Genomic DNA, 25,376 nt, shown 5'->3' on the forward strand with positions numbered 1-25,376 from the left:
CATCGGGGAGCACTCCTGAGGGAAGTCCAAGAGTTGGAGGTTGATGCTGTCATCTTTGTGCAGCATTCTTCTTTCGCCGATACCGTGAAGTACAACCCATACGATGGACCCGTCTGGCATGCAGTCGTCGACAGTGCCACAGCCTATGTCTGTTCCCTCCTGCAAGACTCTAACGACTTGACCGACCGGGAGATGTTTCCGGGACTGTCCGATAAACGGTGTGTGGAGTCCGGCCGGTTTTCATTATTGAGTGGTTCTTTCGAACCGGCCAGCAAAGGTAATAGCGAACGCGTTCAGCGCCGGCTTCCACCTCATCACCCAGCGTGCCCGACCGCCGCCGGTGGGATCAAGAGATCTGGTGACCAAGTACAGGCATTTCAGGGCCGCGGTCTCGTTCGGAAAGTGCCCGCGGGCCCTTACCGCCCTTCGGTAGCGCGCGTTGATCGACTCGATCGCATTCGTCGTGCAGATCACCCGTCGGATCTCCACGTCATACTCCAGGAACGGCACGAACTCGGCCCAGGAGGATTCCCAGAGCCGCACGATCGCCGGATACCGCTGGCCCCACTCGGCCGTGAACTCGGCGAACCGGTCCTTCGCCGCTTGCTCGGACGGGGCCGTGTAAACGGGCTTGAGCGCCTTGACGATGCCGTCGCGGTGCTGGCGTCCGGCGTAACGGAAGCTGTTGCGGATCAGGTGCACGATGCACTGCTGCACCACCGTTCGCTCCCACGTGGTCGTGATCGCCTCCGGCAGACCCTTGAGCCCATCGCAGACAGCGATCAGCACATCTTCCACGCCCCGGTTCTTCAGCTCGGAGAATACCTGCAGCCAGAACCGTGCACCTTCGCCACCGTCGCCGGCCCAGATGCCCAGGATCTCCCGCTCCCCGCTGGTGGTGACTCCCATGACGACGTAGAACGGGGTGTTGCGCACCTGCCCGTCACGGACCTTGACCACGACGGCGTCAACGAAGAGCACCGGATAGACCGGATCCAAAGGCCGGGCCGACCATTCGGCCAGCTCCCCGGCGACTTTCTCCGTGATGCGGCTGATGGTGTCCTTAGAGACCCTGGCCCCGTAGACCTCCTCGAAGTGCGCGGCGATTTCCCCGGTGGTCAATCCCCGGGCGGATAGCGAGAGCACGATCTGATCGATCCCGTCCAGCCGCCGTTTCCGCTTGGGCACGATCACCGGCTCGAACGACCCTTCACGATCCCGGGGCACCTCAATCTCGACCGGACCGATCTCGGTCAGCACGGTCTTTGACCTGGTGCCGTTGCGCATGTTGGCCGCGATCGGTGTCTGGCCATGCTCGTGCCCGAGGTGCTCGGTCAGCTCCGCTTCCAGCGCGGTCTCCAGCACATTCCTCGTGAGCTGGTTCAGCAGCCCGCCCGGGCCTACCAGGCTCACGCCCTGTTCCTTGGCCTGCGCAAGCAACCGCTCCGCAAGCTCCTTCTGATCGATGATCTCTCCCGTCACAGGATCGATCATCACCCCTGTCATCTCGGTCGTGAACTCTGACACGGCCGTCTCCTTTCGAATCAGGCCGGACCCCACACACCGTTATTCAGACAGTCCCCTAGTCAGCGGTATCCAAGAATTTCTTGAAAAGAGTTCAGCCGGTTGCAAAGTGAATCCCATGCACGCTAACGTTGTGGCCCGTATCACCTACATGTGAAAAGTGGTGGGATTTTAGAGTACAGAGATTGGGCGGCTTCGCGAGAATCAGATAGATCCCGGCGTTAGCGGGGATCCGAATAGTCACCCTATTCCGCGGGCTCGTCAAGGCTTATTAGTTTGCCGAACGAAACGAGGGAGTTATGACTGAAACATTGCGAGAAATATCCGATATTCCACTGCTGCATGAGTTCGATGATCCGGAGTGGGGTACGGATCTAGCGTCGACAGCGAAGGATCTTTTTAGCCGGGACTACCAGGGGCTTTTGCGACTATCAGATGGTTCTGTTTTCGTGTATCGAAACTCCCAGTTGGCCGATCTTTCGCGCCATCCAGCAGTCGGACACCAGCCGATCGGGGTCATGACCAGTGGCCTGCGGCACCCTGATTCCCTTAGCGAAAGTGGTGTAGCCCGGCTCCTCCACGCAAGTATTTTCTCGTGGATGCCGCCACAGCACCGACCGGCGAAGCAGTTATTCAACAAAGTGCTGTCACCAAAGAACGTTGGCAAGTTTCGCGAGGAAATTTCAGCGTTTCTAAATGAACTCATTGATAAGAACCTCGAGGAAGGAATTTTCGACTTTCGGAAGGATTTTGCGCGTATGGCGATGGTTCACTTCTGGGCCACGTCGATCGGAGTGCCGCTAGACGTCGGAGAACAACTGTTTGCTGAAGCAGAAAAGGTTCAGACATCTTTCCTCATCGCGCCGACAATGGAGCAGACGGTCGTCGCAAACAAGTCTGCCCACGTATTTATGGATCTTCTCGAAGAGGCGATCCCACGGGCCGTCATTGAGGAGAGAGCTCCGATGCTTGAAGACATTCAAGAGAGCAACCGTTATCTCGATCGTGGCGACCAAGAAATGGATACGTATAAGGCCTTCGCCGGCGCCTTGATTGATGGATACCACACATCGAGCCCTTTCATCACCAATATGGTTTATTCGATGGTCGAAGCAGGCCTCCAGCCCACAATCCCGGACCGCAGCCCAATGGAATTCGCGACCGCAGTTTACCAGGAGAGTTCACGTCTTCATCCCGTCGTCGCTTCCATGCCGAGGTACTCAAGTGAGGAGTTCGTCTACGACGGCGTACGAATTCCGGCAGGTGTCGACATTCACATGGGCTGGTTCTTCGGAAGCCGAGATCCGGAAGTGTTCGCCGACCCCCATGAGTATCAACTCGATCGGTCGAACCGCGTCAAGCAGTTCACCTACGGCGGCGGGCATTATGTGTGCCCCGGTCGAAATGTCGTTCAGATTATGAGTGAAATGACGGTCCTTGAGTTGACCAAGAGGTCGATCGAGTTCGAGGTGGCCGAGGAGCCCAAATGGGCGGCAGGATCCATGTTCCACGAACTCCACAGCTACAAAGTGAAGATGGCTAGGTCGTGATTCCGGAGAACACCGATTCAGATAGTGAAAAGCTCAAGAAAGTTGATCCATCAATGATAAATGTGATCGTGAGAGACCGTATTGACGAGGCCGAGGGAGTCATTTCCCTCCTTCTCGAACGACCAGATGGGGGTTCCCTGCCAAAGTGGGAACCGGGAGCGCATCTGGAATTGGTGCTGGGTGAATCGCTGATACGGCAGTATTCGCTCTCGTCCGACCCACAGAACAGCTCTCAGTGGCGTCTCGGGGTTCTTAGAGAACCGGAGGGCCGAGGGGGTTCTGAACGTGTGTTCCAGACACTGTTGCCTGGAGTTGAGGTCGTGGTCAGCGAACCGCGCAACAACTTCCTCCTCGAGCCCTCGTCTCAGTACCTGTTCATCGCAGGCGGCATCGGGATCACCCCGATTCTGTCAATGATCACTGTCGCCGAACGAAAAGGTATTCCGTGGAGATTGTTGTATGGCGGTCGTTCCCGTAACTCCATGGCATTCGTGAAAGAGCTCCAGCAGTACGGCGACAGGGTCACCTTTGCGCCGCAGGACGAGGTCGGATTGTTGGATCTCGCCTCCTGGTTGGAACATGTCGAGCCAGGCATGACTGTGTATTCCTGTGGGCCCGAGCCGTTGCTGAATGCAGTGGAAAGGCAGATGGCTCACTGGCCGGCGGGAAGCTTGCGGGTCGAGCGTTTCCGACCGAAGGTGCTTGAATCCGTCGAGGAGGATCACGAGTTCGAGGTCGAGTTCATTGATTCAGACGTGACGCTCAAGATACCTGCCGACCGTTCGATCCTCTCGGTGGCTGAGGATGCCGGCTTGCCCGTCTTCTCCTCGTGCGAGGAAGGTACATGCGGCACATGCCAAACACGTGTCATCGAGGGACTCATCGACCACCGAGACTCGCTCTTGAGCAAGGAAGAACAAGGCAGAAACGACATCATGCTTATCTGTGTATCGCGGGCGGCTAAGGGCTGCAGCAAGTTGCGGCTCCGTGGCTGACCGGTTGGCTGGGGTACCGCATTTAAAGTCACTGGGTGTTTGCAGCATCTGGTAGACGATACACCGATCGAACCCTTCATATACGAATCTCCTTGCCGCCGGCAACCGTAGGTGCAATGGGGCAATCATCTGAAAAATTAGTCTCTTAGTGGCTTACATTCTGGATGGGATAACTGCGGAAGCAATTTCACGCTGCTTCCTCTTGATCAGATCTTATCGTGACGCAACAGGGTTTATGTCCTGGTGTACAAATAGACTGCATGGATAGTGAATCGACACAATTCAATCAAATTACATTGGAGAATAAGAAATGTCAGAAACTACTGGGCCATTACAGGGCCGGTGGAGGGCGCTGTCGGTGTGCTTCTTTGCCGGCGTCGCCGTGTTCATCGCATATATAGGTTATTCCACACAGGTCACCACCATCATGGAAAATCTGGATGTCAACTACACCCAGATTGGTTCGCTCGCGTCGATCACCGCCTTGACCGGTGGCATCACCCTGCTAGTCGTCGGCAACTGGGTTGATAGCAGGGGGCCGAGGGCCGGCACCGTTGCAGGACTTCTGATCGCAGGTCTTGGCCAGATTATCTTCACAATTGCACCGAACTATGAATTTCTGCTCCTGTCCCGCGCCCTGATGGGTATCGGAATCGCGCTCCTGTTCGTTGGCCCTTACACGATGGTGGCTCGGTGGTTCGAGCGGTCAGGAAAAGTGGCCGGGGCTCTCGGCGTCATGGGCGCAACCGAGGGTGTCGGCACCCTTGTTGCGACGTACTTGCTGGCAATTGTCTACACCAGCGCGGGTTACGACGCTGGAAACGTCGTCGCGTCGATCATCATTATCGGCATGGCACTCGTTGCCGCGGTACTTCTGAAGGAGCCACCGCACCTGGAGCGCGGGAAGCTTGCACCGCCTGAGGAGGGCATCTTAAAGCAGTATCTCAAAGTTCTTTCGCACCGGAATATTATTGCCGCATCATTCGTGCTCATCGGGCTGTGGGGCGTCTTCTCGATGGTCGTCTTCTGGGTTCCGACACTGCTCATGGAAGAAGCAGGATGGTCTGCAGAGGGTGCTGGCTTTATGGCCGCTGTGTACCCGTTGGTCGGCACGGTAGCCGCGGTTGTTGCCGGCTTGATTTCCGATCAGCTGCGACGCCGCAAGCCGCTCCTCCTGCTCTCCGGATTGGGACTCGCGCTCAGCTCCATCGGCTTTGCGTTGGCGCTTCTGGCAGGCAACTACACCGTACTTGCAATCCTGCTCCCGATCGCCGGCATTTTCCACTACACGGGACTGCCGATCGCGTTTGCTCTCGCCTTTGATTCAGTTGGAATCCGGCTGACGGCGACAGCGAACGGCTTCCTCCACGGAATTGGGGCCCTCGTCGGCGGCCTTGTCTTCCCGCTCGTAATCGGCGCCGTTCGCGATGCGACCGGATCGTACAATGCAGGCTTCATTACACTCGCGATCACGATGTTCGTATTGAACTTCCTGATTCCCCTTGTTGTGATGAAAGACGTTACCCCCAGCAAGACAGATCGGGCCGAGCTCGCTTCTGAACCAACCTCGGCCTAAGAAGTATCGAACGGCGCCGACCGGGGCGGCGGCACTGAAGAATACAGAAGGTGCCGCCTCTCCTGGTGGTCTTCGAACCACACCACGCGACGCTCCAAGAGCACGTGCACGCCACAGTCTCCCGATTACAGGTGCTCCTACGCGCGCATACGAGCAGATGAGAGCTCCAAGTCAAATGGGAGCTCCAAGTTTTCTCTTGACGAACGTGACGTTCCCCAAGCAGTCAAGTAGCCAACAACCGCATCAAATTTCCGCCATCCATCCTAGGAAAGAGTATTGTCATGGCCCTACCCACCGGACTCGCACACAACCCAACCTCCGAACGCTTCGGACACCTGGTGTCAGACTGGGAAGATACGTACGGACAGGTATGGGCACAAGACTATGGTGACCCAGAGGAGGAGTATCAGGCACTTCGCGAAGCAGTCGTCGTGCTCGAGTATTCTCCGATTCGCAAATGGTTTGTCGATGGTCCCGACGCCATCAAGGTTGTAGATTCAATCTTCTCTCGCGATGTCGCAGCACTCCCACTGGGCCGTCTTGCATACGGAGTCATCGTCGATGACGAGGGCTTCATGTAAGAAGAACTCACAGTCGTGAAATACTCAGATGAGCGCATCTTGCTCATGGGGGGCGAACTAGACACGCAGGCCCAGATCGAGAAGGCGCTCTTGCCAGGGACAACATTAACCGATCGCCGCGACGAGTACGCAGTCGCGTCTATCCAGGGCCCGAACAGCCGTGCATTGTTGCAACGGCTCACTGACGCGGATGTATCCAACGAGGCGCTCCCTTACTACGGGGCACTCTATGAAGTGGACGTCGCCGGCGCACCCGCATCAATCTTCCGTGTAGGTTTTACCGCTGAACTCGGCTATGAAATCATGGTGCCGATTGCCCACACAGCACAGCTCTGGGATGCAATTCTCGCGCAAAAGGATCTTGGAGTCAGGCTGATGGGCCTGCGCGCGCTGATGGTCGCTCGTACCGAGGCTGGCATGCTGGTAAACGGCGTTGAATACGATCGAAAGACCACCCCCTTCGAATGCCGTCTCGGGTGGACCATCGACTTTGACAAAGGAAACTTCCAAGGCCGGAGCGCGCTGCTTGCGAAGAAGGACTCCGTCGATAATCGGCTGGTCAGCATCGAGATCGACGCATCTGCAGAGAATCTTGACAATGCTCCCCTATTCGTCGACGGCGCACAGGCCGGTCGAGTGACTGTGGCTGTGCCTTCGCCGGTCCTTAACGGAAAGACACTGGCCCTCGCCCGAGTCAACGGAGAGCACGCTTCCCTAGGTACAGAGCTCAGAATCGGCGAAGGCACAGGGGCCCACGCGGTCGTCCGCCAAACTCCTGCGTACGACCCGCAGCGTCTCAAAGCGAAGAGTTGAACATGCAGCAGTATGTGCTGAAGTACATTTCCCCCGACCAGGCGGGCATCACGCACGCCCTTACGGGCGTGATCTCAAGGGCTCAGGGCAACATCCTTGAAAGTGCACAGTTCTCCGACTTTGAGAGCGGTAAATTCTGTGTACGGATCAAGTTTGAAAGCCCAGCGCCCCGAGAGCGGCTTCGCACCGCGTTTGCTGACCAGCTCGAGCCGTTCGACCCGATCATCCAATTGCGCGAAGCGAACCAGCACCGTCGCGCACTCGTGATGGTCTCCCAGCTGGATCACTGCCTGGATGACCTGCTATATCGCTACCGCCGGGGTGAACTCTCAGTGGAAATACCGGTAGTGGTTTCGAACCATGAGCTCCTGCGACCGATGGTCGAACGGGAGGGCATCCCCTTCGCTCATATCCCTGTAACCCCTGCCACGAAAGCCGAGGCAGAGGCACGGGTGATACAACTCATCGAGGAATCTGATGTTGATTTCGTCATTCTCGCACGCTACATGCAGATCCTCTCCGATGATTTCAGCCAGCGATTTGCGAGTCGGATTATCAACATCCATCATTCCTTTCTCCCAAGCTTCAAGGGCGCAAAGCCCTATCATCAGGCACGGGAGCGTGGGGTCAAGCTTGTGGGCGCGACCGCACACTACGTCACAGCAGACCTCGATGAAGGCCCGATCATCACACAAGGAGTGTCACCGGTGAGTCATCGAATGAGTGCTGAGCAGATGGTGGTGGTTGGACGTGACATCGAGCGGGCAGTCCTTTCAAAAACCGTACAACTCCACGCTGAAGAACGGGTCTTTCTCACGAACGGCCACACGATCATCCTCGATTGATAGCTGACTCCGAGCTACTCTCGACATCGTTGCCTTGAACCAACCGAAAATCAGCAAAAGGACGTCTGAGATGCATAAGTGGACGTTGCTCGCCGGCGCAATCTCGTCGGAAATAATTGCGACGATGTCTTTGCGCGCAATGGTTAGTCAACCCTCATGGCTGGTGCTCGTAGTTCTCGGATATGCGGGGGCATTTTTCCTGCTTGGGCTGTCCCTCCGAGCAGGAATGCCTCTTGCCCCCGCATACGGAATTTGGGGGGCTATAGCCGTTGCGTGCATCGCCTTGCTCGGAGCGATCATCTTCGGCGAGTACCTTAGCACCACGTCTATCATCGGCATCGGCGTGATTATCGTCGGTGTCATACTGATCGAGACCGGAGGGGCGAAAGACCCGACACCCTACCCGGCAGAAATCGATGCCGGGTCATGAGCTGGTTTTGGCTCACACTAGCCATCATGTTTGAAATCACGGCAACAATGAGTCTGCGCGCGAGTGATGGATTTCGACGAAAGCCTTGGCTCATCGGGGTCGTCTTGGGTTACAGCCTATCCTTTTCGTGCCTCGGTCTGACATTAAAAGCAGGCATGTCGGTCGGAATTGCCTACGGCATTTGGACCGCGGTTGGTGTCCTCTTGCTCGCGATCCTCGCAAATCTAATATGGAAGGAGCCCCTGACAAAGCGAATGCTCGTCGGAATCGCGGTAATTGTCACCGGAGTATTCCTTGTTGAACTGGGCTGAACTGCGGTCTCACGGTTTCCTACCCCACTTCCTTCGACGGGATGTTCAAGAGTCGCCAACCGCACGGCCCACAGGGGACTAGCCCCAATGGCAGATTCTAGGGGTCGATGCAACACCCGTGGTCAGCAGGCTTCAAGTAAACCACGTAGTCGCTCCGCCGGCGTGTCCCAGTCCAGCGTTTTGGGTGGTCGGGCGTTGAGTTCTTGGGCGACGTGCTCCAGATCCTCGGGACCGTAGGCGTTCAGGTCGGTGCCCTTGGGGAAGTATTGGCGCAGAAGTTTGTTGGTGTTCTCGTTGGATCCTCGTTGCCAGGGGCTGGCCGGGTCGCAGAAGTAGACGTCCATGTCGGTGGCGATGCCGAAGGCGCTGTGCAGGGCCATCTCCGCGCCCTGTGTTTCGTCAACTTGAAGTCGGCCGTTTCAGCACTAAGAATCCGGCCACTTGAGCACGGTTTCCTGCCATTTCGGCGATTGGCTATTTCATGAGGGCGTTCTTGACCCGGTAGGACTCGCCGCGGAACTGCAGGAGCCGACCGTGGTGGACGATCCTGTCGATCACGGCGGCGGCCATGTTGTCATCCCCGAACACGGTTCCCCAGCGGGAGAATTCCAAATTGGTCGTCAGGATGAGGCTCTGTTTCTCGTAGCTGTCCGTGATGACCTGAAAGAGCAGGCGTGCGCCCTCTGTATCGATCGGCAAATACCCAAGCTCGTCAATGACCAGGACGCGGTTCCGGGCCAGCGCGGCGAGCTCCTTGTCGAGTCGTTGTTCCTCTTTGGCCCGGCGCAGCTGCATCACCAGGGCCGAGGTAGTGAAGAACCTCGCCGGGATGCCCTGCTGGCAGGCAGCGGCAGCCAGCGCGCTGGCCAGGTGGGGTCTTGCCGGTTCCGACGTCCCCATAGAGGACCAGGTCCTGGGCGCGGTCAATGAAGTCCAGCGACGTCAACGCCTCCCGCCCGTAGTCCGCGGGGAACCGGACGGATGACCAGTCATAGCCTTCCAGGGTTTTCAGCGCCGGCAGCCGGGCCGCACGCAGCAGACGCTGCCGACGGGATTCCTGCCTCGAGGCGTGTTCGGCCTGCAACAGGCCCAACAGATATTCACGCTGCTTCGGGGTGCCTTTTTGCGCCCATTCGGTCAGCACGTCACGGGTCAGGGATGCCGCCCGGCCGGCCTCGATGATCTGTTGGACCTCGACCCCGTTCATGCCAGCTCCCCGGCCGCTGCCACGAGATTGTCATAGACGCCTAGATCCACCTCGGCGGCCGCTGGTTCGGCGCCGTCGGCGATCCGGCGGGCGAGCATCGCCAGGGCTGCGGGATCCGGGGTGCCGTTGTGACGGATCAAGGTCTCGGCGGCCTGGATGGCAGACTCGAACCCGGCCGGTCCCGTCGCGGCGTCCACCGCGTTCAGCAGCCGGCGCCGCTCGGCCGTTCCCGCCGAGTCCAGCCAGTCCCGCACCGGGTCCGGGACCACCTCCCGCAGCGGAGAGTGTGACCACGCCCCGGGTTTGCGCACCAGCAGCGGCAACAACGTCGCCGGCTCGAACACCGTCTGGCTTTGTCTGCCGAAGACCCGCCCGAACGTGAGGACGGGCGCGGCCTGCTCGTCGAGGATCTCGACGACATCGTGGCGCAATCCCACCGTGAGCGTGCGGGAGGCGAACGCCGGACCCGCGGCATACGTGTTGCCCTCGATGAGGATGTTCCCGGTTTTCTCCGCCCTGCGGGATTCGTAGCGCACCGCGTCGAATCCAATCCCGGGCAGGGCCATGGACGCGGCAACATCCTGGGTGAACAGCTCACCGGTCGTAAGGTGCTTGCGCCATGAACTGTGCTGGCCAGCGCGTCGCAGCGGGCCAGCAGGACCTGGTTCAAGCCCGCCAGGGTAGCGGCCTCGGGCTCGGGCACCATCAGGTTCCGGCGCAGGAAACCGACCGCGTTCTCCACGTTGCCTTTCTCGTTGCCTGAATTCGGATTGCAGTACCGTGCCGCGGTCCGGTAATGCAGCTTAAACGCGTTGAACAGCTTGGATTCGATCACTCTCGTCCCGGTGCGCCGGCCCACACCGGTGGCATTGTCGAAGACCAACTGTCTCGGGACGGCTCCGATGTGCTCGAAGATGGTCCGCAACCCGAGGCAAACGCACTCGGCCGTCTCGCCGCGGTAGGCCTGCACGAAACGCATGTTCGAAAACGGGAAGGTGATGACCAGGATATGCAGCAGCTGCCGGATCCGGCGATGATGGCCTCGGCCTGGCCGAAGTCGACCTGCGCGGTGCCGGCGGGCCAAACCAGTTCCGCGTATCCTTCGCCCCGGGCACGGTTGCGTGCTTTGAACCGCTTCACGTACCGCTGCACGGCTGAATAGGAACCGGTGAATCCGTGCTCGGCCACCAGGCGGTCGAAGACGCGTTTGGCGGTATGGCGTTGCTTGCGCGGGCGCCGCTGGTCCTCGGCCAGCCACCCGTCGATGGTCTCCTCGTATCCGGTCATCACCGAGCCGCCGGGCCGGGGCCGCGGATGCATTTGGCGATCGGGTTACCGGGTTGGATTTCCAAGTCTTCACTGCGCCGGGGTGGGGACTGTGGAAATAACGGTGTATCCGGCTCGACACGCCGGGCGGTAAGCCTGGCGGGGAGGAGCCCGATATGGCCGCAACACTTGAGGCTGTGCCGAGTACGAAAACCGCTGAAAAGAAGACAGAAGTATCCGAGGGCGACGCTGCGCGCGAGCTGGTCAGAATGGCGAAGGAACAGGGCCTGTCCCTGACCGGGCCGGACGGTCTGCTCAAGCAGCTGACCAAGACCGTGATCGAGACCGCGCTCGATGAGGAAATGACCGAGCATCTCGGATATGAAAAGCACGATACGGCAGGGAAGCAGACCGCGAATTCCCGCAACGGCGTGCGCCCAAAAACGGTGCTGACGGAGACCACGGGCCCGGTGGAGGTGGACGTGCCGCGGGACCGGGAAGGGACCTTCTCACCGGTCATCGTCAAGAAGCGTCAGCGCCGCCTGACCGGTGTCGATGAGATGGTCCTGTCGCTCTATGCCAAGGGCCTGACCACCGGGGAAATCAGCGCGCACTTCGCCGAGATCTACGGTGCGTCCGTGTCAAAGGAGACCGTCTCGCGGATCACCGACAGGGTGCTCGACGAGATGGCCGCGTGGCAAAACCGGCCGCTGGATGAGGTCTACGCGGCGATCTTCATCGACGCCATCGTCGTCAAGGTCCGCGACGGGCAGGTCGCCAACCGGCCCGTCTACGCCGCGATCGGCGTGACGCTGGAGGGTGAGAAGGACATCCTCGGCCTGTGGGCCGGCACCGGCGGTGAGGGCGCGAAGTTCTGGATGAGCGTGCTCACCGACATCAAGAACCGCGGCGTGAAAGACACCTTCTTCCTGGTCTGCGACGGCCTCAAAGGCCTGCCCGAAGTCGTCACCAACGTCTGGCCGCTGACAACCGTGCAGACCTGCATCATCCACCTGATCCGCAATACCTTCCGCCTGGCCTCGAAGAAGGACTGGGACGCGCTCAAACGGGACGTGAAGCCCATCTACACCGCCGTGAACGCTGCGGCCGCCAGGGCGGCGTTCGAGGAGCTCACCGAGCGCTGGGGCAAGAAATACGGGGCCATCGTGCGGCTGTGGGAGAACGCGTGGGAGGAGTTCATCCCGTTCCTGGACTATGACGTGGAAATCCGGCGCGTGATCTGCTCGACCAATGCGATCGAATCCCTCAACGCCAGGTACCGGCGCGCCGTGAAGGCCCGGGGTCATTTCCCCACCGAGCAGGCTGCGCTAAAGTGCCTGTATCTGGTCACCCGATCCCTCGATCCGACCGGTGCCGGCAAGACCCGATGGGCCGTGCGTTGGAAGCCCGCTTTGAACGCCTTCGCCATCACTTTCAGCGACCGATTCCCGGCCGCTGAAAGCTACTAAAAGAAACCGCCGGATACACCGTTAATGAGATAGTCCCGGTATGGCAACTGGCAGGGACCCGTTTGCGCATCCACCGGCGTTCCGGTAACAGTTGCCGCGTCGAGGACACAGCGTTACCGGTGCAGCCCTCAAAAGGGTCTCACCGTTACGGAAACCAATAGCTACTCCGATGGGCTCCCACATTCAGCCCTGAATAACCCGCTTTGGCCTCAACCGGTGGCTGCCGGGTTTCATGACGGCTCTTGCGGTTTCCCTTCTTCAGGAATGGACAGCCTTGACCGCCAAAACGGGGCAGTCCGCTTCAAGCAGGATGCGCTGCGCAGTGCTGCCGCGGAAAAGCTTGCCTACCGGGCTGCGCCGACGCAGCCCAATGACAATCAAGTCGGCATTGTGCTCCTCAGCCGCGTCCAAAACCTCGGCCGTGGCATCGTGTCCCCTGACCGGGTGCAGGATCAGATGCCGCACCCCTTCACGGTCCAGCCGCTGGTCTATATCGTCCATCTCGGGTTGGCCGGCATACCGGTCATCGACCAGGGCGTCGCCTTTGGAGGAGTTAATATAACTTCGCGGCGTCATCGGACACTGCCCCGGACGCTACACCCTCTTCTTTGTCGGCGATCTTCATCCAGCGGTGAAGGGCAGCGGGTGGGCTCAAAGCTCGGCATTTAGTGATTTCCCCTTTGCAATAGCCGAAGACTCTGGCCCCGTAAAGGCGCCAGGGACGCGGTTAGTGCCAGGGCTGCAACGGGGATGCCTCCTGGGTATTGAAACTCACCAGCATAGTCCGGTTCCTTGCCCCGGTTTTACGGAGAATGGATCCCACATGCTTCTCGACCGTTTTGACCGAGATCTGCAGCTCCCTAGCTATCTGCTTGTCTGCCATGCCGCGGATGACCATGTCGTGCACCTCGCGTTCGCGCGTGGTCAACTGGTCTGTACCGGCGTCAGAAACGGATTCGCCCATGAGATGGTCGAAGATTTCGCCCTCCACAAGCGCTTCACCCTGGCCTGCAGCCACAATAATGCGAGCAATGGTTTCTCCATCGGCCCGCCGATTGATGAAACCACGCACGCCGGCCTGCCTGGCGGAGCGCACCTGGTCAATGGTCGGATTGTCGGTCAGCACCACTACAGCAACACCAGGGTCCATGCCCCGGATGCCGGCCAGAACCCCGGTAGTGTCCCTATGGAGCAGGTCCAGGTCCAACAGGATCACCGCTGGCCGGAGCAGTTCGTGCGCGTCGAGCAGTTGCGCCGCTGACGTAGCCTCTGCCACCACCTGAATCCCCGGCTCCACTGCACTCAACAGCTTCACCAGGCCTGCGCTTATTAGCGGATGCTGGGTAGCGACGACCACTTTCCATTGCGGAGGGCGGGTGGCCTCCCGCTCCGGCGCCCGGACGGGCAGTGTTGCTTTCACCCGGGTCCCCCAACCCCGGGTTGTGTCAATCTGCAGCTCACCGCCGAGGTGGATGGCACGGGAATTCATGCCGTGCAGGCCCAGACAGCCGGAATGCACGGAGGTATGGTCTCCATGCGCGGCCGCGAGATCAAACCCCCGGCCGTTGTCATCCACCACAACGGCGATGGAGCTGCCCTCGTAGATCACCCCGGCCCGCACGGAGGTGGCCCGGGCATGGGTTACGACGTTGTTGAGCGCTTCCTGCACAATTTTGAAGGCCTGGTGGATTATTTCGGGGGCCGGCGGGCGGGGTTCACCGATCACCTTTAACTGGGTGCCTGCGCCGGACATCGATTCCACCCATGCAAGTTCGCCTGCAATTGCCTCCTCCAGAGTCCGGCCGGAGAGCGCAGCAGGACCAATGCCCAAAACAGTTTGCCGGGTCTCGGCCAGTGCGTCATGGGCTATGGTCCGGGCCTTTCGGATGTACGGCGCCACGGGCTCTCCACCGGCATGATTGCTGGCTTTTTCTGCTTCGTCAAGGGTCAGCAGCAGGGTGGCGAGGGATCGGCCCACAGTTTCATGCACCTCACGGACGGCACGCTCGCGTTCGGCGGCAACAGCAGCTTCCCGCTCCCGGTCCGCAGCTTTGGCATGAAGCTCGGCGTTGGCCAGTGCGATGGCGGCGTGGCTTGCAAACAACTCAGCGAGGCGGGCCTCCTCCTGCGTGAACAGCCGGTTCGGGTCGGGGCTGAAGACGATGAAAGCGCCTACAATCTGTTCGCCCCACTGAATAGGTATCCCGATGGCCGCGCAGTTCCAGCGCGGATCTGTGGGTGGAATGTGCCCCCGTTCTATGGTGCGGTAGGAGGTGAGAATGACGGTGGAACGGCTGCCCACGATCTCCCCTGTGAAGCCCTCCGCCAGAGAGAAGGTCTGGCCTTCCTGGCAGCCGACGCCGATGTCTACCTTCTTGGTGTACGTCCCGGCCGCCTCGTTAACCAAGGCGATGGAGCCTGACTGGCAGCCAAGTAGGGACGCTGCGTTGTTTAGGATCCGTGCCAGCAAAGGCTGCAGTTCGAACCGGCCTGCCAGGTCCCGGGCCAGGTCCGCCACGGACTCAAGCTTGTCGGTAATGGGATCAGGTTCGCGTAGGCTGCGAATCAGTGCCTCAAATTCAGGCTCGGCTGCTGTCATATCCGTCCTCCTTGACGCAATGCCGGCCTCAGGGAAGCAGGGGCCGTCTCTACCACGATAGCTTGCGCCCATGCTGGTTTCCCCGTACCGGCGAGGCGGGTTACTCCTCATACCGGCGGTCCTGTTTTCCTGCTTCCCTTGAAGGGATGCCGGAGTCAGGCGTCACCAGCTCAGCGGAGGGAAGCACACATGGCGCGGATCGGAATCCTGACCAGCGGCGGCGACTGCCCGGGACTCAATGCAGTGATCCGCTCGTGCGTGCTGCGCGGCATCAGGATTCACGGGGACCAGTTCGTCGGCTTTACCGATGGGTGGCGGGGCTTGGTGGAGGGCAGCGCACTGGAACTGAACTGGATGAGCGTCCGCGGGATTGGGGGCCTGGGCGGAACAATCCTGGGTACCTCGCGGACTAATCCTCTAGGCGAAAACGGAAGTGTCGAGCGCATCCAGTCGAATCTTCGGCTCCTGAAGGTGGATGCGCTGATCGTGATCGGTGGCGAAGGGACCCTGACCGTGGCCAAAATCCTGAGCGACAGCGGCATCCCGATTATCGGGGTGCCTAAAACCGTGGACAACGACCTCTCGGCCACCGATTTTTCCTTTGGTTTCCACACGGCCGTCGAAATCGCCACCGAAGCGATCGACAGGCTCAAAACTACCGGTGAATCCCACCACCGCTGCATGATCGCAGAGGTAATGGGCCGCCATGCAGGGTGGATCGCACTGTACGCCGGAATGGCTACCAGCGCCCACGCCATCCTAATCCCGGAGCAGAAAGCCAGCATCGAGGAAATCTGCGAATGGGTTGAAGGCCCGGTCCGCCGCGGCCGGACACCCTTGGTGGTAGTGGCCGAAGGGTTTGTCGCCGAGGACATGCTGGAGCCGCACTCGGACCGTGGACTGGATGCTTTCAACCGCCCGCGGCTGGGCGGAATCGGAGAACGCCTTGCTCCAGTGATTGAGGAGCGGACCGGGATTGAAACCCGCTGCACCACGCTGGGCCACATCCAGCGCGGCGGTGCCCCGAGCGCCACGGACCGGGTGCTGGGCACCCGGCTGGGACTGGCCGCCGTCGACGCGGTGCATGAAGGCGCGTGGGGACAAATGGTGGCCACGCGGGGCGACGCCATTGTCCGGGTTAGCCTGGCGGAATCCGTGGGTAGGCTCAAGACGGTTCCGCAGTCGCGTTATGACGAGGCGACGTACTTGTTTGGCTGAGGTATAAACGAAGGACGGCGGCAGGGTCCCCGCCGTCGCCCTCCCGCGTCTGCTGAGATGCCGCTGCGTTCAGTCAGCCGGAACGCCGGCCCCTGCCACGACCTAGTCCTGTTCGATGGTGCCGGTGAGACGCCGATGGCACCCATGGTCTCCCCGTACCTCATCAGCGAAATGCCGCAGAAGCTACCATAAACGCCCCCCAGGGGCGTCATTAAGTCCGTAAATTGGCCCGTCAAGTCGGGTGGCCAACTGTAGGTCACCGGTCTCACAATGGAAGGCGATTGCCGTGTATGCCTTGTTGACGGAGATCAGAATGACGCCGATGTTCGCACAATCAGTGCGGACGTGCGCCTTGAGGTTTACACCGGCATCAACGACGGCGAAATCGATGGCTGCCCACGCTCGCTGACTTTTGCGGCGGTCGCGTCGAAGATGCGGCGGGCCTCGTCGGAGCTGATGTTTTCGAGTGCTTTCCCATTGCCCTGCTGGATCCTGTCAGCCGGGAGTACCGGGCAATCACCTAACCACGCGGAACAGCGCGCCTCCGACAGGTGGTGAATACCCCCAAGAGGCAATGCGGGATATCCCCAATTTCGGCGCGCGAGGCACTCCCCTACCGTGGGATACAGCCTATCTAGGAGGTAACTGTTATGGGCGTTGTGCCCCTGAAAGATATTGTCGATCCGGCCTTCGAAGCGCGCTACGGTGTGCCGGCCGTCAACATCTTCAACGACCTGACTATGGAGGCAGTCCTCGCCGGCGCCGTCGAGGCCAACTCCCCGGTCATCCTGCAAACCTCGGTCAAGACGGTCCGCAGCATCGGTTCCAGGGTGCTGTTCGACATATGGAGTTCCATGACCCGTGGAATCGAAGTTCCGGTCACACTGCACCTTGACCATTGCCCGGATCGCGAAGTGGTTACCGAATGCCTGAAGGCAGGCTGGAGCTCCGTGCTGTTTGATGCTTCCAACCTTCCCGTGGAGGAGAACCAGCGTCAGACCATCGAGGTAGTGGCTGAGGCCCGCAGCTATGGCGCTCAGGTGGAGGGCGAGATCGAGGCGATCACCGGCGTCGAGGATGACCATGGCTCCGACGAGGTGTCCCAGCAACAGAGCCTGGAGACGGCACTGTCGTTCATCGACGCGACCGGAATCGACGTCTTTGCCCCATCCATCGGCAACGCCCACGGCACCTACAAGGCAGCCCCGGTCCTGGACATGGAACGGGTCACAGAGATCGTGCAGGCCAGGAACATTCCCATTGCCCTGCACGGCGGCAGCGGGCTGAGCCGGGAACAGTTCGCTGACCTCATCGCCCGCGGCTGCGCGAAGGTCAACATCTCCACCGCTTTGAAGGAGACGTTCATGCAGTCGAATCTGGCCTTCCTCAAGCAGGCGGAGCAGGACAACAAGTGGGATCCGCCGTCATTGTTCAAGCACACGCGCTCCGACGTCATCACCATGGTCACGGAACTCGCCGAGCAGTTCGGCAGTGCCGGCAAGGCGGGCCGCTGACATGCCGGCCCTCATTTTCGACTGCGATGGTGTTCTGGCCGATACTGAGCAACACGGGCACCTGCCGGCGTTCAACCAGACTTTTGCGGACTTTGGCGTCCCGGTGCAGTGGAGTGTGTCGGATTATGCCGAAAAGGTGAAAATCGGTGGCGGAAAGGAGCGGATGCGCAGCATCGTTACTCCCGATCTCGCCGCATTGCTGAATCTCGTCGGGGACGCGGCGGTGGATGAGGCCGTCCTGGCCTGGCACAAACGTAAGACCGCCATCTACAAGGAGATGGTGGAAAGCGGAGTGATGCCTGCCCGCCACGGCATCGCCCGGATCGTTGCTGAAGCCCACGCCGCCGGCTGGACGCTCGCTGTCGCTTCCACTTCGGCGGAACCGGCCGTGCGCGCTGTCCTGACCCACGCCGTTGGTGAGGACACGGCGTCGCAATTTTCGGTATTCGCCGGCGACGTGGTCCCACACAAAAAGCCCGCCCCAGATATCTACCTGCTGGCGCTGCACGAAATGGGCCTGAACGCTGACGACGCCGTCGTTGTGGAAGACAGCGCTAACGGGTTGCGCGCTGCGCTCGCTGCGGGGCTGCGCACCCTGGTCACCGTCAGCGGGTATACCCGGGAGGAGGTCTTTACTGGCGCGTCACTGGTGGTGTCCTCCTTAGGCGACCCGGAAAGCGGCGAACCAGCGGAAGTCCTGCTCAACCCCCACCAACTGGGAATTCCAGGCATGGTGACCCTCGAAACACTCCAACACATCCTGGACCTTCCAGTCCCAACAGCCGCACCCACGATCAGGACGGAGACACCATGACCGCCATCGGCCTCGCGGACGTCGAATACATTGTCCGCACCATCGCCCTTACCGCAGTCGACAAGGAAAAGGAATTCGGCGACCTTGACGCCGTCGTCGGCGATGGCGACCTGGGCTATTCCCTGGCGCGCGGTTTCGAAAAAGTGCTCGCGGACTGGGACACGTACAAGCGCGACGACGTCTCAACCTTCCTGCAGCAGATCGCCGTAACCATCTCCAGCCGGATCGGCGGTTCCTCCGGACCCTTGTGGGGAACCGCGTTCATCCGCGCGGCCGGGGCGGCGAAGCAGTTGGAGAACATGACGGGCACTGCCGCCGTCGCGATGCTGCGCGCGGCAACAGACGGCATCAAGGCCCGGGGCAATTCGGACCTAGGCGACAAGACCCTCCTTGACGCCTTGGTGCCCGCTACGGATGAACTGGAACGTGTGCTGGCCGCCGGGGCCGACGCTGCGGAGTGCCGCGAAACCTTCGCGAAAACCGCCCGCGAACGTGCCGAGGCAACGAGCGAGCTCGAAGCAAAGCGCGGACGCGCAAGCTACAGCGGGCAACGCAGTATCGGCTCCCCCGATGCCGGAGCCATGGCCGTGGCCATCATCATCGAGCACATCGTGGCCAGGTGGCCCGGGTGTTAGCTCTCTTTCTACCGTGGGGCAGAGCACTGAGTATCGAAACCAACACAACGACGTGGAGCAAAGCATGAAGAAGTTCGTCAACAACCCGCAGCAGTTTGTCCCTGAAATGCTCGAGGGCTTGGCACTGGCCAACCCCGACACGCTGAAGTACGTTCCCGAATACAACCTGATCATGCGCGCCGACGGGCCGGACCAGAACAAGGTTTCCATCGTCCAAGGGTCCGGTTCGGGTCATGAGCCAGCTCACGTGATGATAGTGGGCAAGGGCATGCTGGACGCAGCCTGCCCGGGGGACGTCTTTGCGGCACCGCCGTTCGACTACGTCTATGAGACCACCCGGATGATGGCTTCGCCCAAGGGCGTGCTCCTGCTGGTCAACAACTACACGGGCGACAAAATGGTGTTCGAGATGGCCCAGGAAACGTCCGCCGCTGAGGGGGTCAACGTCAAGACGCTCTTCATCAATGACGACGTTTCCGTGGAGGACTCCACGTACACCATTGGCCGCCGCGGCGTGGCTGGCAACTTTTTCGTGATCAAGGCAGTGGCGGCGGCGGCAGAGCGCGGGGCCGACCTGGACGAGGTAATCCGGGTGGGTGAGAAAGTCAATTCGGTGGCACGGACCATGGGCGTCGCCCTGACTGCCTGCACCCCGCCCGCCAAAGGCAGTCCGCTCTTTGAACTGGGCGAGGACGAAATCGAGATCGGCGTCGGAATCCACGGCGAACCCGGCCGTCGGCGGACCAAGATCATGCCCGCAAACGACATCGTCGAGGAGTTGCTGACCCCAATCGTCAAGGACCTGCCCTTCTCCGACGGCGACCGGGTGGCGCTGATGATCAACGGCCTGGGTGGCACCCCCATCAGCGAGCTGTACCTGCTCTACGGCCAGGCGCACAAGCGCCTTGCCGAACACGGCATCACAGTGGGCCGCAGCTACGTGGGCGAATACTGCACGTCCCTGGACATGGCCGGCGCGTCCATCACGATGGTCAAGCTCGACGACGAGATCGAGTCACTGCTGAACGATCCCGCCGAGATTCCGATCCGGGTGTTCTAGGAATTCCCAAACTAACAGGCGCCCCGGCGCGGTTATTCCGCAGCCGGGGCGTCCTTTTGTCCTCGCGCTATCCGCCTGGTCCCTAACGGCAGCGACGGGAGGCGCAGTAGTCACGGTTGCGTTATCGAAGCAGCGTAGAACAAAGCGTGCGCCTCTGAGGGAACAAATGAGTGTGTGGATCCCAGTCCGTATGTGCGAGCCGGGGTTCGATCCTAAGCCCTGCATGCATCCGAAAAGGGAAAAAATATCTTATCTTGTATGCTCACCGCCCCAGCGGCAGCCGCTCTCCTGTTCGGCGTCGCACTTTCCCGTGAAAGCATGACGAAAAACGTCCGCTACCAGTCATCCATACTTACACCGTTACGGACGAGCAGAAACAGCACACGGTGGCCGCCGTCTCCGAGGCGCGGAAGGCCGGCGCCTTGCGCGCTGGAGAAGAACATGGCCTGCCGCTGACCCGCTTCCCGCTCCAAGCGATCGCCGCGGCACCCGACGTCGTGGAGCAGCGCCATCGGTAAGGTGTTCATCTACGTCCTACCGTCCTGACCTCCCTATGGCCTTCCGACTCGCCGGGCCGGGTTATCGACTCATCCGTAGCCTCGCCGTCTTGGCTCCGACTAGAAATGCATGCGTCAACCGGCGGATCTGAAGTTGAAGAGTCGATACGGCCTGAGCCCCTGGCAACCGAGCGGCGACTGGGGCGGCCCTACGTTTCTCTTCGCACTATCTCGACTGGTTGAAATAAGGTTGGTTAGTTGCATCCTCAACACCGGGGAGGACCTGAAAGCAAAGACAGCACCATTGTTCATGCTTTCGAGTCGGTTTAAACGGTGGCGTCTCAGCGCGCAAACAGCCTGTTGGTTGCGATCTGTGCCCCTCCTGAGTATTCGAAGGCTTGGAGGCCATCCGATATTGCCGTTCGGGGCCAGTGATATTGCCGGTGGGGGCCAGCAGTGGCGTCGGTGGGGGCCACTGGTCCCCACCGACGGTCCTGCTACTGATTCTGCATGGCGTGTTCGCGCATGTTGTGCGTGCCGGTATCGACCCAGATGGTGTTGTGCACGATTCGGTCCATGATCGCGTCGGCGTGCACCCCGGAGCCAAGCCGTTGATGCCAGTCCTTCTTGGCGTACTGGGTGCAGAACACTGTCGAGGAACTGTCGTACCGGCGCTCAAGCAGCTCCAGGAGCATGCTTCGCATCCCTTCGTCCGGGTGGTCAAGCAGCCACTCGTCGATCACCAGCAGGGTGAACGCGGCGTACTTCTTTAGGAACTTCGTAGCTCCCAGCGGCTTGTCCCTGGCCAGGGCCCAGGCTTCCTCGAGATCGGGCATCCGGATGTAGTGGGCCCGGATCCGGTGTTGGCAGGCCTGCTTCGCCAGCGCGCACCCGAGGTAGGACTTCCCCGAGCCGGTGAAGCCCTGGAACACCACGTTCTGCTGCCGCTCGATGAACGAACACGTGCCGAGCTGCGCGATGACGTTGCGGTCCAGGCCGCGTTCGTCCACCCTGTCGAGCCGGCGCAGGTCGGCTGCCGGGTAGCGCAGTCCGGCCCGCCGGACCAGGCCCTCGACCTTGGCGTGGTTGAAGGTGGAGTGGGCCTCGTCGACGACCAGACGCAGCCGGTCCTCGAAACTCATCCCGAGGATCAGGTTCTCGTCCTGCGCCTCCAGCGCCGCCAGCAAAGGGGCGGCTCCCATCTCGCGGAGCTTGCGCTTGGTCTCGGTATCGATCCCGCTCACTTGGCGCCTCCCGCGTAGTAGTCGGCGCCGCGAACGTACCCGCCGAGCTCCGCTGGCTCATCCCGTGGGGGCCTCAGCCTCGGGGCCTGGTCCTGGCCGGTGGCCAGGAGCGGTTGCAGATGCGCATAGCGCGGGGATCTGATCCTGCCACCCAGGGCGATCCGGCAGGCGGCCTCCACCCGCTCCGCGGAATACCGCCGTGCCAGACGCAGCACGGCCAGGGCGGCGTCCAGGCCCTGCTCTTCCACGGGAACGGATTCGAAGATCCGGTTCACCACCACCACGGCGGATGGGCCGATCCGTCCCGCCCATTCCCGGGCCCTCGGCGCGTCCCAGGGCTGATACCGCCCGCCGGCGGGCAGGTCGGCGTCATTGGTGCGGTACTCGTTGGCCGAGCCTGCCGGCAGCAGCAAGTGGCTGCTCAGCCGCTCGACGCCCCGGTAGACCTCGAGCATCCGGTCGGTGATGCGCAGGTCGATCGTGGTGCCGATATGGGCGAAGGGCACCGAGTAGTGGTTCTTCTCCCAGGCGACGTGTCCGTTGCGGGCCACCCTGCGCCCATAGACCCACCGGCTGATCTCGTAGGCCACCTGCGGCAGCGGCGTCAGCAGGGGCCGCTCCTCGGCGGTGAACACGCTGGTCCTGGACCCGGGCCGCTTCTGGAACGGCTCCGCGTTATAGGTCGCCACCCGCTCGGTAACCGCGGCCTTCAGCTGCGGCAACGAGTCGAACCGCTGCTCCCGCAGGTCAGCGATGACGCGCATGGCCACGTGCCAGACCGTGTTTTCCACGCTGGCCTTGTCCTTAGGAGACCTCACCCTCCCCGGCAGCACGGCAGCCGAGTAGTGCGCGGCCATCTCCCGGTAGGCATCATTCAGGACGACCTCGCCCTCACGGGGATGACTGATCACCCCGGTCTTCAGGTTGTCCGGCACGATCCTGGGCACCGAGCCGCCGAACGCCTCGAACATCGACACGTGCGCCCGCAACCAGGTGTCCTGCTTCATATCCAAGGTCGGCTCGACGAAGGCGTAGCGGCTGAACGGCAGGCACCCCACGAACAAGAACACCGTCCGGGTCGCGCCAGTGACCGGACCGTGCAGCTGCATCGTCGGCCCGGACCAGTCCACCTCGACCGTCTGCCCGGCCTTATGCCCGACCCTCGAGGCGGCCCCGGTGACCAGCACGTGGCGCTGGTAGGTCCGGCAGAACCGGTCGTATCCCATCGCCGGCTCGCTGCCGGCCGCGCAGCCATCAGCGTATTCGCCGTGCAGCAGCTTCAACGTCACCCCGACCCGCGCCAGCTCCCGATGAACCCGCTCCCAGTCCGGCTGGGCGAACACGCTCTGATGCTCACCACGACCCGGGAACAACAACTCGTAAACCTCGCCGTGGGCAAGGTCCTTAATCTCGTCCCAGCCGATACCGGCAGCGTCGGCGGCCTCCAGCACCGCCGTGACCGATTTCCGGGACATGCCCTGCGACGCCGCGATCACCCGGCCGGACAAGCCCTCGGCCCGCAACTGCAACACCAGCTTGGCCCTGATCTTCCGTACCATTGATGGTTCTCCTTCCGCCGTGCGCCCTATACGTACGGCGGAAGGAGCCTAAGCGCGCGGTGGCCCCCAAGCACGCCACTGCCGGTCCCCACGCTCAATATCGGGCGATGAGCGCACCGGCCCCCGAACGCACGACCGGTGGACCCCAACGAAGCGAATATTCACCTCCCCCCCAGAGACTCCAGCTGGCGTCTGCGATTTGCGGGTGCAGCCGGCCGCCAAGCCCTCAGTCGGTGGAGGCGATGACATTGTCGCGGCCAACGTGTCCGGTGAAGCGTGGGCCACCAGTTCCGGATACTCGACGTCGTTTGTTGCGTGGGACACGACCCCTGGGACGAGGATCTTACCGGCCGGCAGCGTCGTGTCCTGCCAAAGGGCTCCATTCATGTTCGTGCGGGCGTTGGCACCCTCGAATGAGTAGGAGCCCGCGCTAACACCGAGGACCAGGTCAACAATGAGGCGGAAGTCGATGTCCGTAGTATGTAGGCCGTGCCGGATTCCCAGCAGTCATGGAAGCGCAGAGCATGGTTCAGCGACTCAGTGTGGATTTGGGTGAACCGCTGGTAGTCCTCCACGCACGCTGGGCTCAGGGTTGATTGGGTCCCAGTTTTCCGCGATGGAGGGATTATCAATCTGTGCACGATCAGTCGGGCGTTGACAAGGTTGCAGTATTCTTTCCGCAAAACATGGCCTTGCCGAATTCCCCATCACCGGGAATCGTGATGCCAGATCCTTTTGGTGCTGAACAAGGTCCACAACCGCATTAGTGAGCAGCCCCTTAAACTCGGGAGTTCTGTAATGGTGAGACGTCCTCCGCGAAGGCTCGGGCGGACACTGCTTAGGTGCGCCCGGTAATGATGCCAGCCATCTTTGCAATTGGCGACGTAGTTTTTCTGCCTGCATTCTCGGCCCGGTCAGCGAGATTGTAGGCCTTATAAAGCGAGCTGACGGCAATCCAGCGCAAGGGCTCTTTATCCCATTGCCGCACCCGCCGGTTGACCCAGGGCAAAGTCGTAAGTTCGCTTTGCGGATCGAGAATCAAGTCACGAAGGGTGCGGGCAGCCAAGTTGGTTGCGGTTACGCCGGTGCCGACGTAACCGCCGGCCCAGCCCACTCCGGTTTGTTGGTCGAGTCCTACGCTTGCCTTCCAGTTCCTCGGAACCCCCAAAACACCGGCCCAGGCGTGCTCGATTCGTGCGTTTCTGGCCGCCGGGAACATTCTGCGTAGCATCCTGGTTAGGGCTCGGACTGTTTCTGGCTGCGTGGTTCCCCCTACGTCCGTCCTTGATCCGAAGAGATACGGGATGCCGCGGCCCCCAAGGGCAATGCGGTTGTCTGCTGTTCGTTGAGAGTACACATAGGCGTGCGCCGAGTCTCCTACTGTGTCGCAGTCACTCCAACCGATCTCTGCCCAGACCTCATCGCCAAGGGGCTCGGTGACAATCATAGAAGAATTCATTGGCAGCCACTCGCGGTGCAAACCCTTCAGATTGGCGGTGAATCCTTCGGTGGCACGCAGGATGTAGGTCGCTGTGACATTTCCTCTGTCGGTTCTAGCCGGTCTCGGGCTGATTTCACTTACAGTCGTGTCCTCACATAGTCGTACGCCCATCTTCTCGACCACGTCAGCGAGCCCGCGAACAAGTTTAGCCGGGTGAATCCGTGCGCT

Annotated in this window: 22 protein-coding genes and 3 pseudogenes; 14 read left to right on the forward strand and 11 right to left on the reverse strand. The window is 61.0% G+C overall.

From position 1 onward, the window contains the following. Nucleotides 1-243: 243 nt before the first annotated feature. Entirely contained in the window at nt 244-1,494 is a 1,251-nt protein-coding gene (locus AC0QR5_RS09855; RefSeq protein ID WP_329864096.1) for an IS256 family transposase, read from the reverse strand. Between the two features lie 329 nt (nt 1,495-1,823). On the opposite strand from AC0QR5_RS09855, the gene AC0QR5_RS09860 reads away from it, so the two are divergent. From AC0QR5_RS09860 to AC0QR5_RS09895, 8 genes and pseudogenes are all read left to right on the forward strand, one after another. Then, nucleotides 1,824-3,074, forward strand: a complete 1,251-nt coding sequence (locus AC0QR5_RS09860) for a cytochrome P450 (protein ID WP_329864091.1) — start codon at nt 1,824-1,826, stop codon at nt 3,072-3,074. Then, nucleotides 3,071-4,069, forward strand: coding sequence for a PDR/VanB family oxidoreductase (locus AC0QR5_RS09865; RefSeq protein ID WP_329864090.1), 999 nt, complete (start codon nt 3,071-3,073; stop codon nt 4,067-4,069). The genes AC0QR5_RS09860 and AC0QR5_RS09865 overlap by 4 nt, the downstream gene beginning before the upstream one ends. 310 nt (nt 4,070-4,379) lie before the next feature. Beyond that, a complete protein-coding gene (locus AC0QR5_RS09870) occupies nt 4,380-5,645 on the forward strand; it encodes an MFS transporter (RefSeq protein ID WP_329864088.1) in 1,266 nt (421 codons plus the stop codon). A 281-nt stretch (nt 5,646-5,926) separates the two neighbouring features. Then, nucleotides 5,927-6,664 (forward strand): annotated as a pseudogene (locus tag AC0QR5_RS09875) (hypothetical protein); the annotation flags it as partial. Beyond that, the gene (locus AC0QR5_RS09880; RefSeq protein WP_475372521.1) at nt 6,644-7,039 is read left to right on the forward strand and encodes a glycine cleavage T C-terminal barrel domain-containing protein; all 396 of its coding nucleotides are present in this window, start codon (nt 6,644-6,646) and stop codon (nt 7,037-7,039) included. The pseudogene AC0QR5_RS09875 and the gene AC0QR5_RS09880, both read left to right, overlap by 21 nt. A 2-nt stretch (nt 7,040-7,041) precedes the next feature. Then, the gene (gene purU, locus AC0QR5_RS09885; RefSeq protein WP_329864087.1) at nt 7,042-7,884 is read left to right on the forward strand and encodes a formyltetrahydrofolate deformylase; all 843 of its coding nucleotides are present in this window, start codon (nt 7,042-7,044) and stop codon (nt 7,882-7,884) included. A 70-nt stretch (nt 7,885-7,954) separates the two neighbouring features. Beyond that, nucleotides 7,955-8,314 (forward strand): DMT family transporter, encoded by a 360-nt coding sequence (locus AC0QR5_RS09890; protein ID WP_329864085.1) that lies wholly within the window; start codon nt 7,955-7,957, stop codon nt 8,312-8,314. Between the two features lie 26 nt (nt 8,315-8,340). Next, nucleotides 8,341-8,625: a DMT family transporter gene (locus tag AC0QR5_RS09895; RefSeq protein WP_329864084.1), complete on the forward strand. Its 285-nt coding sequence runs from the start codon at nt 8,341-8,343 to the stop codon at nt 8,623-8,625. Between the two features lie 122 nt (nt 8,626-8,747). Here the strand turns inward: AC0QR5_RS09895 and AC0QR5_RS09900 are convergent. The 4 genes and pseudogenes from AC0QR5_RS09900 to istA (AC0QR5_RS09915) form a co-directional block, all read right to left on the reverse strand. Then, a pseudogene (locus AC0QR5_RS09900) lies at nt 8,748-9,017 on the reverse strand (IS30 family transposase); the annotation flags it as partial. 82 nt (nt 9,018-9,099) lie between these two features. Further along, the gene (locus AC0QR5_RS09905; RefSeq protein ID WP_329864093.1) at nt 9,100-9,456 is read right to left on the reverse strand and encodes an ATP-binding protein; all 357 of its coding nucleotides are present in this window, start codon (nt 9,454-9,456) and stop codon (nt 9,100-9,102) included. Beyond that, nucleotides 9,338-9,832 carry an ATP-binding protein gene (locus tag AC0QR5_RS09910; RefSeq protein ID WP_329864083.1) on the reverse strand — a complete coding sequence of 165 codons (495 nt, stop codon included), beginning with the start codon at nt 9,830-9,832 and terminating at the stop codon, nt 9,338-9,340. Before AC0QR5_RS09910 ends, AC0QR5_RS09905 begins: the two co-directional genes overlap by 119 nt. Continuing rightward, a pseudogene (gene istA / locus AC0QR5_RS09915) lies at nt 9,829-11,137 on the reverse strand (IS21 family transposase); the annotation flags it as partial. The gene AC0QR5_RS09910 and the pseudogene istA (AC0QR5_RS09915), both read right to left, overlap by 4 nt. Before the next feature lie 137 nt (nt 11,138-11,274). On the opposite strand from istA (AC0QR5_RS09915), the gene AC0QR5_RS09920 reads away from it, so the two are divergent. After that, nucleotides 11,275-12,567, forward strand: coding sequence for an IS256 family transposase (locus tag AC0QR5_RS09920; RefSeq protein WP_400588025.1), 1,293 nt, complete (start codon nt 11,275-11,277; stop codon nt 12,565-12,567). 258 nt (nt 12,568-12,825) lie between these two features. Here the strand turns inward: AC0QR5_RS09920 and AC0QR5_RS09925 are convergent, their stop codons facing one another. Together AC0QR5_RS09925 and AC0QR5_RS09930 are read right to left on the reverse strand one after the other, a co-directional pair. After that, complete coding sequence (locus AC0QR5_RS09925; protein ID WP_329864137.1) at nt 12,826-13,143, reverse strand: universal stress protein; 318 nt, start codon at nt 13,141-13,143, stop codon at nt 12,826-12,828. A gap of 151 nt (nt 13,144-13,294) precedes the next feature. Continuing rightward, nucleotides 13,295-15,166 carry a hybrid sensor histidine kinase/response regulator gene (locus AC0QR5_RS09930; protein ID WP_329864139.1) on the reverse strand — a complete coding sequence of 624 codons (1,872 nt, stop codon included), beginning with the start codon at nt 15,164-15,166 and terminating at the stop codon, nt 13,295-13,297. A gap of 189 nt (nt 15,167-15,355) precedes the next feature. Between AC0QR5_RS09930 and AC0QR5_RS09935 the strand changes: the two genes are divergently transcribed. After that, nucleotides 15,356-16,384 carry an ATP-dependent 6-phosphofructokinase gene (locus AC0QR5_RS09935; protein ID WP_329864141.1) on the forward strand — a complete coding sequence of 343 codons (1,029 nt, stop codon included), beginning with the start codon at nt 15,356-15,358 and terminating at the stop codon, nt 16,382-16,384. A 183-nt stretch (nt 16,385-16,567) separates the two neighbouring features. Here the strand turns inward: AC0QR5_RS09935 and AC0QR5_RS09940 are convergent, their stop codons facing one another. Next, complete coding sequence (locus AC0QR5_RS09940) at nt 16,568-16,774, reverse strand: heme-binding protein (RefSeq protein WP_430633904.1); 207 nt, start codon at nt 16,772-16,774, stop codon at nt 16,568-16,570. A gap of 260 nt (nt 16,775-17,034) precedes the next feature. Here AC0QR5_RS09940 and AC0QR5_RS09945 point away from each other — a divergent pair, with 260 nt between their 5' ends. The 4 genes from AC0QR5_RS09945 (at nt 17,035) to dhaK (ending at nt 20,407) form a co-directional block, all read left to right on the forward strand. Then, on the forward strand, nt 17,035-17,898 hold the full coding sequence (locus tag AC0QR5_RS09945; protein ID WP_329864143.1) for a class II fructose-bisphosphate aldolase: 864 nt from the start codon (nt 17,035-17,037) through the stop codon (nt 17,896-17,898). 1 nt (nt 17,899) lies between these two features. Beyond that, nucleotides 17,900-18,712, forward strand: coding sequence for an HAD-IA family hydrolase (locus AC0QR5_RS09950; RefSeq protein WP_329864145.1), 813 nt, complete (start codon nt 17,900-17,902; stop codon nt 18,710-18,712). After that, complete coding sequence (dhaL, locus tag AC0QR5_RS09955) at nt 18,709-19,347, forward strand: dihydroxyacetone kinase subunit DhaL (protein ID WP_329864147.1); 639 nt, start codon at nt 18,709-18,711, stop codon at nt 19,345-19,347. The genes AC0QR5_RS09950 and dhaL overlap by 4 nt, the downstream gene beginning before the upstream one ends. Before the next feature lie 64 nt (nt 19,348-19,411). Further along, nucleotides 19,412-20,407 (forward strand): dihydroxyacetone kinase subunit DhaK, encoded by a 996-nt coding sequence (dhaK, locus tag AC0QR5_RS09960; RefSeq protein ID WP_329864149.1) that lies wholly within the window; start codon nt 19,412-19,414, stop codon nt 20,405-20,407. Between the two features lie 994 nt (nt 20,408-21,401). On the opposite strand, the gene AC0QR5_RS09965 is transcribed toward dhaK, so the two are convergent. The 3 genes from AC0QR5_RS09965 to AC0QR5_RS09975 all read right to left on the reverse strand — a co-directional run bounded on the left by AC0QR5_RS09965 (nt 21,402) and on the right by AC0QR5_RS09975 (nt 25,331). Next, entirely contained in the window at nt 21,402-22,148 is a 747-nt protein-coding gene (locus AC0QR5_RS09965) for an ATP-binding protein (protein WP_329863576.1), read from the reverse strand. Beyond that, complete coding sequence (istA, locus tag AC0QR5_RS09970; RefSeq protein WP_475372463.1) at nt 22,145-23,707, reverse strand: IS21 family transposase; 1,563 nt, start codon at nt 23,705-23,707, stop codon at nt 22,145-22,147. The genes AC0QR5_RS09965 and istA (AC0QR5_RS09970) overlap by 4 nt, the downstream gene beginning before the upstream one ends. Before the next feature lie 838 nt (nt 23,708-24,545). Continuing rightward, nucleotides 24,546-25,331 carry an NAD(P)/FAD-dependent oxidoreductase gene (locus AC0QR5_RS09975; protein WP_329864277.1) on the reverse strand — a complete coding sequence of 262 codons (786 nt, stop codon included), beginning with the start codon at nt 25,329-25,331 and terminating at the stop codon, nt 24,546-24,548. Nucleotides 25,332-25,376: the final 45 nt, after the last annotated feature.

The organism is Arthrobacter sp. J156 (genome assembly GCF_056172865.1).